At 68.9% G+C, this 14,165-nt stretch carries 12 protein-coding genes; 10 read left to right on the plus strand and 2 right to left on the minus strand.

Annotated features, from left to right (window positions below; all coding sequences use genetic code 11):
• Positions 1–40: 40 nt before the first annotated feature.
• The 6 genes from AB1L88_RS11385 to AB1L88_RS11410 all read left to right on the plus strand — a co-directional run bounded on the left by AB1L88_RS11385 (position 41) and on the right by AB1L88_RS11410 (position 6,023).
• Positions 41–763 (plus strand): nucleoside monophosphate kinase, encoded by a 723-nt coding sequence (locus AB1L88_RS11385; protein WP_367096780.1) that lies wholly within the window; start codon positions 41–43, stop codon positions 761–763.
• 110 nt (positions 764–873) lie between these two features.
• Entirely contained in the window at positions 874–1,998 is a 1,125-nt protein-coding gene (locus AB1L88_RS11390) for a glycosyltransferase family 4 protein (protein ID WP_367096781.1), read from the plus strand.
• Positions 1,995–3,269: a glycosyltransferase family 4 protein gene (locus tag AB1L88_RS11395; RefSeq protein WP_367096782.1), complete on the plus strand. Its 1,275-nt coding sequence runs from the start codon at positions 1,995–1,997 to the stop codon at positions 3,267–3,269. The genes AB1L88_RS11390 and AB1L88_RS11395 overlap by 4 nt, the downstream gene beginning before the upstream one ends.
• 86 nt (positions 3,270–3,355) lie before the next feature.
• Entirely contained in the window at positions 3,356–3,784 is a 429-nt protein-coding gene (locus AB1L88_RS11400) for a hypothetical protein (RefSeq protein ID WP_367096783.1), read from the plus strand.
• Between the two features lie 155 nt (positions 3,785–3,939).
• Complete coding sequence (locus AB1L88_RS11405) at positions 3,940–5,187, plus strand: glycosyltransferase family 4 protein (RefSeq protein WP_367096784.1); 1,248 nt, start codon at positions 3,940–3,942, stop codon at positions 5,185–5,187.
• Positions 5,178–6,023, plus strand: coding sequence for an FkbM family methyltransferase (locus AB1L88_RS11410; protein WP_367096785.1), 846 nt, complete (start codon positions 5,178–5,180; stop codon positions 6,021–6,023). Before AB1L88_RS11405 ends, AB1L88_RS11410 begins: the two co-directional genes overlap by 10 nt.
• 80 nt (positions 6,024–6,103) lie before the next feature.
• On the opposite strand, the gene AB1L88_RS11415 is transcribed toward AB1L88_RS11410, so the two are convergent.
• Positions 6,104–7,444 (minus strand): Gfo/Idh/MocA family oxidoreductase, encoded by a 1,341-nt coding sequence (locus tag AB1L88_RS11415; RefSeq protein WP_367096786.1) that lies wholly within the window; start codon positions 7,442–7,444, stop codon positions 6,104–6,106.
• 101 nt (positions 7,445–7,545) lie between these two features.
• On the opposite strand from AB1L88_RS11415, the gene AB1L88_RS11420 reads away from it, so the two are divergent.
• The 3 genes from AB1L88_RS11420 (at position 7,546) to AB1L88_RS11430 (ending at position 9,877) form a co-directional block, all read left to right on the plus strand.
• Positions 7,546–8,931: an AAA family ATPase gene (locus tag AB1L88_RS11420; RefSeq protein ID WP_367096787.1), complete on the plus strand. Its 1,386-nt coding sequence runs from the start codon at positions 7,546–7,548 to the stop codon at positions 8,929–8,931.
• 155 nt (positions 8,932–9,086) lie between these two features.
• Positions 9,087–9,380 carry a hypothetical protein gene (locus tag AB1L88_RS11425; protein WP_367096788.1) on the plus strand — a complete coding sequence of 98 codons (294 nt, stop codon included), beginning with the start codon at positions 9,087–9,089 and terminating at the stop codon, positions 9,378–9,380.
• The gene (locus AB1L88_RS11430) at positions 9,377–9,877 is read left to right on the plus strand and encodes a DUF2243 domain-containing protein (RefSeq protein ID WP_367096789.1); all 501 of its coding nucleotides are present in this window, start codon (positions 9,377–9,379) and stop codon (positions 9,875–9,877) included. The genes AB1L88_RS11425 and AB1L88_RS11430 overlap by 4 nt, the downstream gene beginning before the upstream one ends.
• 102 nt (positions 9,878–9,979) lie before the next feature.
• On the opposite strand, the gene AB1L88_RS11435 is transcribed toward AB1L88_RS11430, so the two are convergent.
• A complete protein-coding gene (locus tag AB1L88_RS11435; protein ID WP_367096790.1) occupies positions 9,980–12,070 on the minus strand; it encodes a S46 family peptidase in 2,091 nt (696 codons plus the stop codon).
• 526 nt (positions 12,071–12,596) lie between these two features.
• Between AB1L88_RS11435 and AB1L88_RS11440 the strand changes: the two genes are divergently transcribed.
• The gene (locus AB1L88_RS11440) at positions 12,597–14,165 is read left to right on the plus strand and encodes a hybrid sensor histidine kinase/response regulator (RefSeq protein WP_367096791.1); all 1,569 of its coding nucleotides are present in this window, start codon (positions 12,597–12,599) and stop codon (positions 14,163–14,165) included.

A 14,165-nucleotide genomic window follows, 5' to 3' on the forward strand; every position in this document is an offset into this window, starting at 1 on the left:
TCCCTCGCCCGCCGCGTTCCCGATCGCTTGAGGTCGTCTCATGGCCCTGCCCGACAAGTTCCGGACCATCCTCCTCTTCGGCATGCCGGGCAGCGGCAAGGGAACGCAAGGCGTCGTGCTCGGCCACCTGCCCGGGGTCGTGCATATTTCCAGCGGCGACCTGTTCCGGAAACTCCCGAAGCACGGCGACCTGGGCCGAGAGGTCGTGTCCTACACCTCTCGCGGATTGCTCGTGCCAGACGATTTGACCATCCGCATCTGGAAACGTCACCTCCAGATTCTCCTGCTCCAGGAGGAAGTCACCCCCGGCTGCACCACCCTGGTCCTCGACGGCCTGCCGCGCAACTTCGAGCAGGCCGGGATGCTCGACGACGTCCTCGACGTCATCCAGATCTTCCACCTGATGATCTCCGACATCGACAAGGCCAGGGACCGCCTCGCCGCCCGGGCCCTCCGCGAGAACCGGCTCGACGACATCAACGAGGAGGTCGTGCAGCGCCGGCTCCAGGTCTACCACGACGAGACCTTCAAGACCCTCCAGTTCTACGACCCGTCGATCATCTACGAGATCAATGCCTCGCAATCCCCCCTGAAGGTCCACATGGACATCGTGCAGCGGCTCTGCGAGATGGAGAAGGTCCGCCAGTTCTCCACCGCCCCCGAGGTGGGGGCGAACGGCGGCGACCCCGGACCCGAGGACGCCCAGCGATCCGGCTTGACCGACTCGACCGATCCGGATAGAACCCCCTCGACGGTCGGCTAGCCTTCCGGGCTCTCCTGCGCGGCGAGCCCGAGCCGCTCGCCGCCACCGCCCCGGATCGTCCCGGAACGACTCTTGAATCCACCCCCACCGCGCAGAGGGACCGCCGCGCGATGGCCCACGCGACACGGAAGGTCGCCTTCCTGACGCCGCTCTACTTCGATGAGGCCTCGTGCCTCGGCGGCGGCGAGCGCTACGCGACCAACATGGCCGCCGGACTGGTGGAAGCCACCGGCGGGCGCTACGAGGTTGACCTCATCTCCTACGGAGTGGCCCCGGCCCGTCGCGAGCTCCGCCCCGGCGTGAGCCTCCGCGTGCTCCCGGTCGCCCGGCGCCCCGACAACCCGCTCGACGCCGTCTCGTGGGACCTGCCGGCCGCGATCGCCGAGGCGGACCTCGTTCATGTCCACATGGCCTTCAGCCGCTCCGGCGAGTTCGGCCTCCTCTCCGCACGGCAGCAGCGCAAGCCCACCTGCGCCTCCGACCACGGCGGCCATTCGAGCTGGCTCGGCGCGTCGCTCGGCAGCCTGGAGCTGGCCGATCGGATCGTCGCCTATTCCTCGTTCGGGGCCTCGCTCTTCCGCACGCCGACCCCCGTGGTCGTGATCCGGGGCGGCGTGGATGCGGCCCGATTCGCCCCCCCCGAGCCGCGCCCCCCGCGCGACCGGGTCCTGTACGTCGGCCGATTGCTCGCCCACAAGGGGATCGACCGCCTGATCGCCGCCCTGCCCCCCGAGCTTCCCCTGACCGTCTGCGGGCGGCCGTACGACCCCGACTACTTCGCCCTGCTCCGCCGCCTGTCCGCCGGCAAGGACGTGACCTTCGTCACCGACGCCGACGATGCCGCCGTCCGAGACCTGTACGCGAGGGCCTGGTGCAACGTCCTCCCGTCGGTCTACGTCGATTGCTACAACCGCCGCTACCGGGCCCCCGAGCTGATGGGCTTGACCCTGCTGGAGGCCATGAGCTGCGAGGCCGTGCCCGTCGCCTCCCGCGTGGCGGCCATGCCCGAATTCATCAAGCCCTATCAGAGCGGCTATCTGTTCGACACCCCCGACGAGCTGACCGCCCTGCTCCGCCGCCTGGCGAACGAGCCGGAGACGGTCGCCCAGGTGGGCCAGGAGGCCCGGCGCGAGGTCCTTCGGGCCTTCGATCTCACCGTCGCCGGCGCCAAGCTCGCCGCCCTGTACGACGAACTGCTCACGCCCCAGGCATCGCGGGAGGAGCGGGTGTCATGAAGATCCTCGTCCTTTCGAACTTCTACCCTCCCGAGGTCGTCGGCGGTTACGAGGTCGCCTGTGCCCAGGCCGTCGAGGCCCTGCGGCGCCTCGGCCATGAGGTGCTCGTCCTCACCGCGGCGGGCCGCTCGTATGTCGAGCCGCAGGAGGGCGTCCGCCGGGCGTTCGCGATCACCGACATCTGGAACCAGCACGCCATGAACCGCCGGCCCGCCGTGGTCCAGCGGGTGATGGACGTGCAGTCGCGGCTGATCAACGCCGCCAACGTTCAGGTGCTGGCCGAGACCGTCGCCCGCTTTCGGCCCGATGTCGCCTATGTTCATAATCTGACGGGCCTGGGCGGGCTCGGACTGATGGCCGCGCTCAACCACCTGGGGGTGCCCTGGGCCTGGCAACTGGGCGACTCGGTGCCGTCGTACTGCTGCTCGGTCTGGGGCAAGGTGGTTCCCGCGCTGGCCGATCGCTTCGGGGCCGAGATGCGGGGGACGTTCCTCGCCGTCAGCTCCCGGCTGGTCGCCGAGATCGAAGGCCAGGGGGTGCCGCTCAACGGCCGGGTGGAACTGCTCCCCTACTGGATCGACGGCCAAGCCGCCCCCCTCCCCCGCCGATCGGTGCGGAACGGCCCGCTCAAGGTGGTGTCGGCAGGACGCTTGACCCCCTACAAGGGGATCGACCTGTTGATCGAGGCGGTCGGCCTCGTCCGCGAGCAAGGCTGGTCGGTCGAGCTGGATCTGATCGGGGCCATCGCCGACGTCGATGAGAACCACTACCCCGCCCTGGTGCAGCAACATGGTGTCGATGACCGCGTCCGGTTCCTCGGTCCGCTCGACCATCAATCGCTGATCCGTCGATACCGCGACTACGAGATGTTCGCCTTCCCCACCTGGGAGCGGGAACCGTTCGGCATCGGGCCGATCGAGGCCGCGGCCCACGGGGGTTGCCTGCCGGTGATCTCGCAGAGCTGCGGCCTGGCCGAGTGGCTGGTTCACGGGGTCCACTGCCTGAAGGTCGCACCGACCGCACCCGCGATCGCCCGGGTGTTCCTCGACGTGCTGGAGCGACGGATCGATGCCGAGGCCGTCGCCGAGCGTGCCCGGGCCTCGACCTGGCGTGATTTCCATGTCGATGTCCTGGCGCCCCGCCTTGAGCAATTGCTCACCGATGCCACCCATGCGGCCCCCGTGTCGACTCCCGGCAGCCCGGCTGACGCCGTTCGGCTCGCTCGGCTTGCCGAGGGGCTGGCGGAGTCGCTGGTGGCCGAGGCGGCGTAGGTGGTCGACCAGTCCCTCCGCCGTTTCGCGAGGCGTGTCGCATTCCCAGTCTTCCCATGGTCCCCGCCCAGGAGGCCCGATCCCCCGTGCGAGACTTCGCCTTTTACAACGCGGGCATCACCGATGCGAAGGGACCGAAGCGCGTGCTCGGCCTGGCCCGTCGCCTGGTGCGCAGGCTCCTTCGCCCCATGTTCTTCCACCAGGAGGCCTTGTATCGCGACCTCCAGGGGCAGATCGACCACCTGCACGCCCAGGTCGAGGCCCTGAGCCGACGCTCGGCGACGTCCGATGCGTTTCGCTGGGACGCGGTTGCCATGTCTCGTCGACTGGCAACCATCGAGGACCATCTCGCCCGGGAGGGATGCCCGGACCACCCGCGACGAGCGGTCGCCGCGCCCGGTTGTCGCATCGACCCGGCCACGGGACACCCCTCGCCCCATGTCGGCTCCGTCAGCGGGCACCCGGCGTCGCGTGACACGGTCCCCGCATCGGGCGATGATCGTGACCTGGCGTGAGCTCCGGCTCGTGTGATGAACCGAATCACTTCTTGATCCCCGGCCGTCCGACCATGGCTCAGCCCTTGCTCTTGTCTGGTGCGCAGTCGCCCGGTGACGCGGTCCGTCCCGCAGGGCCCAACGAGGCCGCGGCCATCTGCACGGGCCGAGGGCCGGTGCCTCGTGATCGCCTCCGGGTCCTCATCGCCATCCCCACCACGAACCAGATGTACTCCGGCATCGGCCGGGCGATTTTCGAGCTGGCGAGGCGGCTGCATGATCGGGTGGAGTTCGCCTTCGCGATGGATGACCGCGACCCCCGGTCCCTGCGCCGCGTCTGGGAGTTCGCCGCCCCGCTGGACATCCCCCTGCTGATCGGTCCCCACCGGTTCGAACCGGATTGCGTCGAACCGGTTAACGAGTGCTTGCCTGAAGTGATCCGATCCTCGCGATGGGACGCCGTCGAACTGATCGGCTTCGCCAACGCCGCGACCGGCCGAGCGGTCCTGGAACACCTCGACGACCGGACGACGCTCTGCTACACGCCCCACGATCAGCCGCTCTGGACGGTCCCCATGACCCCCGAGCAAGAAGCGAACGTCGCCGCCACCCACCGCCGCGTGATCGAGCGGGCCGACCTGGTGCTGGCCGATTCGCCCGCCGAATGCCGGGCCTTGCGGCGCATCGCCCCCGGACAGGTCAATGCCGTGGCCGTGCCGCTCGGCTGCGACTTCGAGGCGTTCGGGCCCGGGCCGACGGATCGCCCCCCGCAACTGCTCTTCGTCGGGGATCTGGCGGAGATCCGGAAACGCTTCGATCGCGTCATCCGGGTGTTCGAGCACGTCCTGGCCCGCTGGCCCGAATACCGGCTCGTCGTGATCGGCAATCGGAGCGAGGCGTCGGCCGACCGCATCCCGCCTGCCCTGCGCCCGTTCGTCGAGCTGAAGGGTTATGTCGGCGAGGCGGAGTTGCGGGCCGCGTATCGGTCGAGCCGCGCACTCCTTTTGCTGTCCGATGTGGAGGCGTTCGGCCTGCCCATCCTCGAAGCCCTCGCCAGCGGGACCCCCGTGCTCCTGGGCCGCCTGGAGACGACCGAGAGCCTCTTCGCCGACTGCCCCGGGGCGCATTTCTGCCCGCTCGACGACCACGAGGGGACCTTGCAGGTCGTGGATCGGCTCCTGAGTCAGCCTGCCACGAGCATCGCCCGGGCATGCTCGGATCGGCCGCGACTCCGGGCCGTGTTCGATTGGGACGCACTCGCCGAGCGGAAGTGGGAGCTGCTCCGCTCGGCCTGGGCGCGGCGTCACGCCTGGGCCTGGAGTGAGCCCCTCCGGGGATCGCCGCCGCGCGGTCCCTCCCGAACCGATTCCGTCACCGCTGCCCCGCCCCGGTCCTCAACCCCCGAGCGCGTCCCATGCCCATGATCTCCTACGCGCAAAATGCGGAAGACGTCCTCCTCCGTCGCGTCTTCCCCGACACTGACCGGGGCTTTTATGTCGATGTGGGGGCCAATCACCCCACCTTGCATTCGGTCACCCGGCATTTCTCCGATCGCGGCTGGACGGGGGTCAACGTCGAGCCGGTCGCGCGGGTCTGGGAGATGCTCCGGGCCGAGCGCCCGAACGACGTGAACCTCTCCCTCGCCATCTCCGATCACGAGGGGACGATGACCCTGCACGAGCCGAGCGACTCGCTCGGCATGTCCACGCTCGACGTGAACTTCGCCGCCGGACTGAAGTTGCACGGTTACTCGTATGTCGAACGGATGGTGGAGGTCATCACCCTCGCGACCCTCTGCGAGCGTCACGTGGGCGACCGGACCATCGACTTCCTCAAGATCGACGTCGAGGGGCATGAACTCGCCGTCATCCGGGGGGCCGACTGGCGCCGGTGGCGTCCTCGGGTCCTCGTGATCGAGGCCACCATCCGGCCCGAGACCTGGGAGCCGATCCTCCTGGCCGCCGACTACCTCCCCGCCGCCTTCGACGGCCTGAATCGTTACTATGTCCGCCTTGAAGATCGCAACTGGCTTTCACACTTTCAAGCACCGGTTAATGTGCTCGACGATTATGTTCCGTTTGAGCACTTGCAACAGCTTGACGTTCTGCGTCGTGAGCGAGACGAGGCCCTTGCTCGGCTTTCTCGCTACGAGGACCTGGGCGCCACCAGCCTGACCGTCGCCCGACAACTTCGGCGGGTGGCCCGTCATGTGCCGATCGTGCCGTCGGTCGTCCGCCGGATGCTCCCCAAGGTCGGCTAGCCGGACAACACAAACGGGATTTCAGGCCATCATGACCTGAAATCCCGTTGTTTGACTCCGCGATCGGAACCGTCGGTCGATCAGACCTGATCGGGCACGACGTACGGTGCGCGGTACTCGCGCGTCAGCATCGCGTTGGCCTCGGGATCGTCGAGGAACGCCTCGTTCTCGACGTCGATGTGCAGCTTCCGGCCCAGCCTTAGGGCGATGTTGCCCAGGTGGCAGAAGGCGCTCGACAGGTGGCCTTCCTCGATCTCGGCGTTCAGGATCGAGCGGTCTCGGGTGCGGACGGCCTCGATGAAGTTGGCGTAGTGGTCGCCGCCGCCCGTGCCCTTCGGGCCCGGCTCCATCTTGTGGCCGAAGAAGGTCTGCCAGGTGGTGTAGCTGTCGAGGGTCAGGATCCCCTCGGTGCCGTAGAAGATGTCGCCGACCTTCACACCCTGCTCGTCGTTGGTGGGCAGGCCGCGCACCTCGAATTGCAGCAAGACGTCGTCATACTCGAAGTTGACGGTCTGGGTGTTGGCCGTCTCGCCGTCGTCCTCGTACCCGTAGCGCCCGCCGGCCGACATGACGGTCCTCGGGAACTCGTTCTTGCCGATCCCCCAGCGGGCCAGGTCCATCTGGTGGATCCCCTGGTTGCCCAGATCGCCGTTGCCGGTGTTCCAGACCCAGTGCCAGTTGTAGTGCAGGATGTTCGGGTTGTAGACGCTCGGGTCGCCGGGCTTGTGGAACTCGGCCGGGCCGGTCCAGAGGTCGTAGTCGAGCCCTTCCGGCACCGGCTGCAGCGAGCCGTGGCCGATCGACCCGCGGGGCTTGTAGCAGAGCCCCTTGGCCATGTAGACCTTGCCGATCCCCCCGTCGCGGAGGAACTGCATCGCGTCCTGGATCCCCTTGTGGCTGCGGCACTGGGTCCCGCACTGGACGATCCGGTCGTACTTCCGGGCCGCCTCGACCAGCTTCCGGCCCTCATACACATTGTGGCTGACCGGCTTCTCGACATAAGCATCCTTGCCGGCCTGGCAGGCCCAGATGCCCATGAGGCTGTGCCAGTGGTTCGGCGTGGCGACGGAGATGATGTCGATCGCCGGGTCGTCGAGCACCTCGCGGACGTCCTTCACCAGCGACGGGGCCGACCCGCTGGCCGTCTCGATCGCCTTCATCGCGTTGCCGACGACGTTCTCGTCGACGTCGCAGACGGTCGTCACGCGCACGCCGTCGTCCTTCAGGTTCAGGAACCCCCGGACGTGGTCCATCCCCCGGCCCCGGACCCCCACGACGGCGACGTTCAGCGAGTCGTTCGCGCTGGTGCGCCGAGGGGCCGTGCGGGGCTCGGCCGAGGCTCGTGAGGCGTTCGAGGCGGTCAGGGCGGCCAGGCTGGCGGCCGACGCCTGGAGGAAATCTCGGCGCTGGAACGATCGCATCGTGTTGGACTCCAGAGAGCTTCCGCGAAACAATGGGAGGGTCCGAAGCCTTCATGAGAACCTCCCGGCGCGGCCTCGTCAAGCGCCGAGCCGGGCCGATCATGCGTCGATTTGAGCAGGACGTTGCCGTGATCCTGACGATTCCGAGACGTTGCCTCGTCGTCCTGGTCGGCCCGACCGGCTCGGGCAAGAGCACCTTCGCCCGCCGCCACTTCCGGCCGACCGAGATCGTCTCGTCCGACGAGTGCCGGGCGATCGTCTCCGACGACCCGAACAACCAACTCGCCACGGCCGACGCCTTCGACCTGCTCCACCTGATCGTCGACCGCCGCCTGGCCCGGGGGCGGCTGACCGTCGTCGACGCCACGAACGTCCGCGCGTCGACCCGGTCGGCCCTGGTCCGCCTGGCCCGGATCCATCACGTCGAGCCGATCGCCCTGGTCTTCGACCTGCCCGAGTCCCTCCTGCTCGATCGCGCCCAGGCGCGGACCGATCGGCGGATCGAGGCGGATGTCGTCCACCGCCACCGCTCGCAGCTCTCGCGGTCGATCGCCGACCTCCCTCGCGAGGGGTTCGACCGCATCGTCACGTTCTCGAGCGCTCACGACATTGAGTCCGTGGCCATCAACCGGGTCCCCCTGCCCAGCGACCGCCGGGGCGATCGGGGGCCGTTCGACCTGATCGGCGACGTGCACGGCTGCGCCGACGAGCTGGAGCAACTGCTCGACCGGCTCGGCTACGAGGCCGCCTCGCAATCGAGCGAACCGGCCTGGCCCGGCCCCGTCTACGCCCACCCGGAGGGTCGGGTCGCCGCCTTCGTGGGCGACCTGGTCGATCGCGGGCCCCGCATCCTGGACACGGTCCGGATCGTCCGGAACATGGTCGCCCACGGGTCGGGCCTCTGCGTGGTGGGCAATCACGACGACAAGCTTTTGCGCAAGCTCCGCGGCCGGAACGTCCGGGTCGCCCACGGCCTGGAGCAGACCCTGGCCGAGATCGAGCTGCTTCCCTGGGGGATTCGGGAGACGACCGTCGACGCCCTGACCGACTTCTTCGGCACCATGTCGCACCATTATGTGCTCGATCGCGGGCGGCTCGTCGTCGCCCATGCCGGCCTGCCCAAACCGATGCACGGCCGAGACGCCCCGGGCGTCCGCGGCTTCGCGCTCTATGGCGAGACCACCGGCGAGGTCGATCAGTACGGCCTCCCCGTACGCCTGAAGTGGGCGAGGGACTACCACGGCCGAGCGCTGGTCGTCTACGGTCACACGCCCGTCCCCGAGCCGGAGTGGATTCGAGCATCGGTCAACATCGACACCGGTTGCGTCTTCGGCGGCCACCTGACCGCCCTGCGCTACCCCGAGCTGGAAGCCATCGCCGTGCCCGCCGCCCGCGAGTACTGCCAGTCGAGACGCCCCTTCCGGGCGAGCCGACCGCCCATCGACCCGCCCGCCTTGCCGGCGGACCAGGCGGACAGCCCCCCCTGATCGCCCCCAGACGCGATCGCCGCCCGACCTGTCCTGCCGTCCCGCGAGGCTCGCGAAGCCGGTGCGCAACTTGCACACTCATGATGCTCGCCAACGGGGTCTGACCCGGCCGGAATCGCCCGGCCGCATGTTTGAATGCTGATCGAGGCGCGATCATGATGCGAACGATCGTCCTGTCCGGGGTCTTCTGTGCCCTCACCGCAACATTCAACGCCGTCCATGCCTGTCCGGTCTGCAACGAACCGCTTGGCCAGCAGGTCCGGGCCGGCATTTTCGACGAGACCTTCGGCTCCAACCTGGTCGCCACCCTGTTCCCCTTCGCCATCTTTCTTGGGGTGGTCGCGGCCATTCACGGCGGGGGCAAGGGCCCGTGTGAGGGTCAGGACGTCGGCCCCCAGACCTCTCCTTCGGCGGCCAACGACGCCCGAACCTCGGGAGCACGCTCATGACCTCGGCCCGAAACCGCAGGCCCCTGATCGCGGCGGGGACGTTGCTCGGGATCGGCATGGGCGGATTCGTCGACGGGATTCTCTTTCACCAGATCCTTCAACTGCACAACATGCTCTCGGCGCGACGGCCCGTCGTGAACCTCGTCAATTCCGAAATCAATATGTTCTGGGATGGATTGTTCCATGCCCTGACATGGACGATGACCGCACTGGGCATCGCCCTGCTCTGGCGGGCCGGCCAACGTCCGGAGGTCCCCTGGTCGACCCGCACCTTCCTCGGGTCGCTTGCCTTCGGCTGGGGCCTCTTTAATCTGGTCGAGGGGGTGATCGACCATCATCTGTTGCACGTTCACCACGTGGTCGAATCGCTCGGCCCGTCGGTCTGGGATCTCGTCTTCCTCGCCTCGGGCCTGGTGCTGATCGCCCTCGGTGGCCTCCTGATCCGGCGCGATCGCCACTCCGCCGCGACCCGGCCCGGCGCTGCCTCGACCCCATGAACCCGTTACGGGCATCGTGCGCGTCAGATCCCCCTCCCTCTCCCCGCGGACGTGTCGCGAGCGGGGAGAGGGGGACCTCGTCCAGAACGCCAGGCCCGGCGATCACTCGCCGCCGGTCAGTTCGTTCAGCAGGGCATCGGCCTGGTAGACCGACTTCAACGCCTCGGCGATGGCCCGGGAATCGACCGAGACGGCCCGGGCGAGCGTGTCGTCGTAGCCGAAGTCCAGGATCAACGAGTGGATATTCCCGTCGAAGATCAGGCCGACGACCTTCCCCTCGCGGTCGACGACCGGGCTGCCCGAATTGCCGCCGATGATGTCGGCCGTCGAGACGAAGTTCATCGGCGTCGACAGATCAAGCCGCCCCGAGTCCTTCGCCTCGACCCACGACTCGGGCACGCGGTACGGCTCGACATTCCCCTTCGCCTCGGCCTTCTCGAACAGGCCCTCGACCCGGGTGTAGGGCGGGATCGTCTCCCCGTCTTCTTCCCAGCCGGCCACGGTGCCGAACGCCAGGCGGAGCGTGAAGGTGGCATCGGGATAGACCGCGTCGCCGAGGCTCTCGAACAGCGCCCTGGCGATCCGGGCGTACTGGGCCGACTCGACCCCCTCGACCTCGTCTTCCCAGATCTTCCGCACGGCCCGAGACTCGGGGTCGACCGCCGCCGCCAGGGCGAGCATCGGATCGTCGCCGGCGGCGATCGCCTCCGAGCCCCCCTTGGCGATTGTCTTGCGGACCTTCACGTCCCCCAGCTTGGTCCCTCCGACCAGGCCGCGCGCCACCTCTTCCGGCTCGCGATCTCCCAGCACGCGCCGAACCACCGGGTCGTCCGCGCCGACGGTGTCGCGCCAGTATTCCAGGGCGTTGCTCAGCCGGAAGATCTCGTATTCCGGGTAGATCGGCGCCTCGGAGTAGAGCCCGAGGAACAGCGACGGCAGGGCCGTCTCGCGGTACTCGCGCAGGCGGTCCTCGTTCGGCTTCTCCTGCTCGTCGGCCAGGCGGACGAGGGTCCGGGCGATCTGGAAGAGCCGAGACTCGAACGCCTGGCCCCGCTCCAGCATGTTGTACGCCGCCAGGTGCCCGGCCGCGACGCCCCGGGACGCGGCGATCTTCTCCCAGGCATCCCCGTACGCCCTGGCCGATTCCGGGTCCGAGGCGACCCGGTCGCGCAGCGCCCGCTCGGCCTCCCGCTTGCGACGCATGAAGTTCTCATCGCGCAAGCCCTGGTAGCCTCCCAGGCGGGCCTTGCGGCTGTTCTGGTAGCCGAACAGGTCTTCCTTCGCCTGCCTCGCCTCCTCCTCGCCCCGCCGGCTGAAGGCGGCGAGCGACGCCTCGCGGTTGCGGATCAGGTCCAGCAGGAACGGGAAGCCGGTATCCCGGAAGTATTCCAGGTGCGCCACCGTGTTCAACCGGCTCGTCCGGCCTGGGTGCCCCGCGACGAAGATCAGGTCCCCCTCTTCCGACCCGTCCGCGCTCCAGCTCAGGTAATGCCCGGGCCGGGCCGGTTCGCCGTCCTCGTACGCCCTGACGAAGGCCACGTCGAGGCAGTAGCGGGGGTATTCGAAGTTGTCCTCGTCCCCGCCGAAGAAGGCCGCGTCGAACTCGGGGGCGAAGACGAGCCGGACGTCCGTGTACTTCTTGTAGGTGTAAAGATGATACTGCCCCCCCTGGTACAGGGTGACGACGTCGTTGCGCAGGCCGTTCGCCTCCGACGCCTCCTGCTCGATGCCCGCCATGGCCGATCGGCGGGCCGCGGCGGCCTCGGCGTCCGACATCGACTCCGTCACGGCGGCATTGACCCGGTCGGTGACGTCCTCGATCGCCACCGTCACGTTCAGCTCGAGGTCCGGGGCGGGAAGCTCCGCCTCGCGCGACCCGGCGAGGAAGCCGACGCGGTAGTAGTCGTTCTCCGCCGTGCTCAGCTTCTGGAGCGTGTCGGCGGCGACGTGGTGGTTGGTCATCACCAGGCCGTCGGCCGAGACGAACGAGCCGGAGCCGCCGTTGTTGAAGCGCACGGCCGACGACCGGAGGCGGGTGATCCACTCCTCCGTCGGCTCGAAGCCGTACGTCTCCTTCAACTGGTCGAGCGGCAGGTTGTTGAACACCCACATCCCCTCGTCGGCCGGGGATCGAGAAGCCGTCGTCATGATCGTCAGCAGCCCGATCAGGGCCATCCTTCGTCCCAGAGTCATCGTTCGGGTCCACTCCTTGGCGGTGAGTTCGTGGTGACGCCCCGCGCCGCGGGCGGCCGCGGCTCGACGCCCATTCTCTCAGGTCCGGCCCCGTGTCGGGAAGGGGGGGCACGTCAGATCCGGGGCGCCCCCCGGGCCTGGCCTCGGCCCCCCGGCCCCCGTCGGGCCCCCGGGGACGCGACGCCGAACCCCGGAGGCGCCCGGGGTCGGCTTCGAACGCCCGACGGCCGCCCTCGGCCGCACCGCCCGATCGGGAATACGCCACCGACAGGGCGTTGCAATCGCTCCGCAAGACGCCCAGAAGGGATTCACAAAGGCTCACCGATGGGGGTATGATACGTCGTTGCCATGCCTCGTGCCGCCACGGTGAAATCCGCGGGCTTGTGGCGGTCTCCGGTCGCTCGGATCTGCGTGTGGACGATCCTCGCGACACCACGACGTTCTGCGTTCTGCTCGTCCTCATTCGTGCCTGTGCTGATCGCCTCCTGGAGGATTCCCCCTCCTTCTCGACGAGGTCCGTGACTTGATGACCCCCTCCACGCGTGTGATCCGAGATCGAACCCATGCCGATCTCGGCGCGATCCTCCGACGAGACGCCGAGGCGATGCTCGACACCTGGGCCGAGCGGGCCATCGCCCAGGGGCACGGCCGGCCCGGCGCCCACCGGGAGGAGCTGCGCGACCACCTGCCCGAGTTCCTCGTCGCCCTCGGCGACGACCTGGCCGGCGACGACGACACCCCCCTCGACGAGGCCAACAAGCACGGGCGGTTCCGCTGGAAAGACGGCTGGGAGCTGCAGGATGTCGTGGTCGACTACCAGTTGCTCCGCATCGTGATCCTCGAACATCTGCAACAGACGCTCGGACACGACCCCTCGTTCGATCAGGTTGTGTCCATCGGTGTCCACATCGATGATGCGATCGCTCAGGCCGTGGTCGCCTACGTCGACCACCAGGCCGTGCAGTTGCAGCAGGCCCACCAGCGGCTCAACGAGTTCCTCGGCGTGCTCGGCCACGAGCTGCGCAACCCGCTCGGCACCATCGCCGTCGGCCTGCAACTGGCCAAGCTCTGCCAGCCCTCGTCGGGCGACCTCTCCGACGCGGTCGAGGGGATCAACCGGGGCGTCCTGACCATGACCCGGTTGATGGACGACATGCTCGACGTGGCCCGCGTCACCCGGGGCGACCTGGAGATCCGGCGCTCCCTGGTCTCGCTGTCCGAGGTCATCACCTCGGCCGTCTCCTCGAGCCGCTCCCTGGTCGACGAGTCCCGGCACCGCCTGACCCTGTCGCTCCCGGCCGACCCGATCACCATCGACGCCGATCCGACCCGCCTGGAGCAGGTGATCGTCAACCTCATCACCAACTCGGCCAAGTACACCGACCCGGGCGGCCTGATCGAGGTCGTCGCCGATCGGTCGCAGGACCAGGCCGTGATCCAGGTCCGGGACAACGGCTCGGGCATCGCCCCCGAATTCCTCCCCCACCTGTTCGACCTGTTCGCCCAGGCCCCGGAGCACAACGGCCGGGGACTCGGGATCGGCCTGGCCCTGGTGCGCAACCTGGTCGAACGCCACGGCGGCACCATCTCCGCCCAGAGCGACGGCAACGGCAAGGGGAGCACCTTCACCATTCGCCTGCCGATCGCCCCGCGCCCCGCCGCGACCGGCCAAGGGCTCGCCGCCGACCCCGCCGCCCAGGGCGGCCCGGATTCGGCCTCATCCCCCCGGCGCATCCTCGTGGTCGACGACGAGCGCGACGCCGCCCGGCTGCTCGCCCTCCTGCTCGAACAGGATGGGCACGAGGTCCGCGTGGCCTTCGACGGCGCCTCGGCCCTGGCCGAGGCCGAGACCATGCGCCCCGACCTGATCCTGCTCGACCTCGGCCTGCCGGACCTCAACGGCCGGGACGTGGCCCAGCGCATCCTCGACTCATCCGGCCCGGCGCGCCCCCTGATCGTCGCGCTCACCGGCTTCAGCCCCGGCCAGCGACCGGGACAGGTCCCCCTGGAGCAGGACGACCGCTTCGACCTCTTCCTGACCAAGCCGGTCGAGGCCGACAGCCTGGCCCGCGTCCTCGCCCTGCACCCCCGGTGA

Source organism: Tautonia sp. JC769, assembly GCF_040717455.1.
Taxonomy (GTDB): Bacteria; Planctomycetota; Planctomycetia; order Isosphaerales; family Isosphaeraceae; genus Tautonia.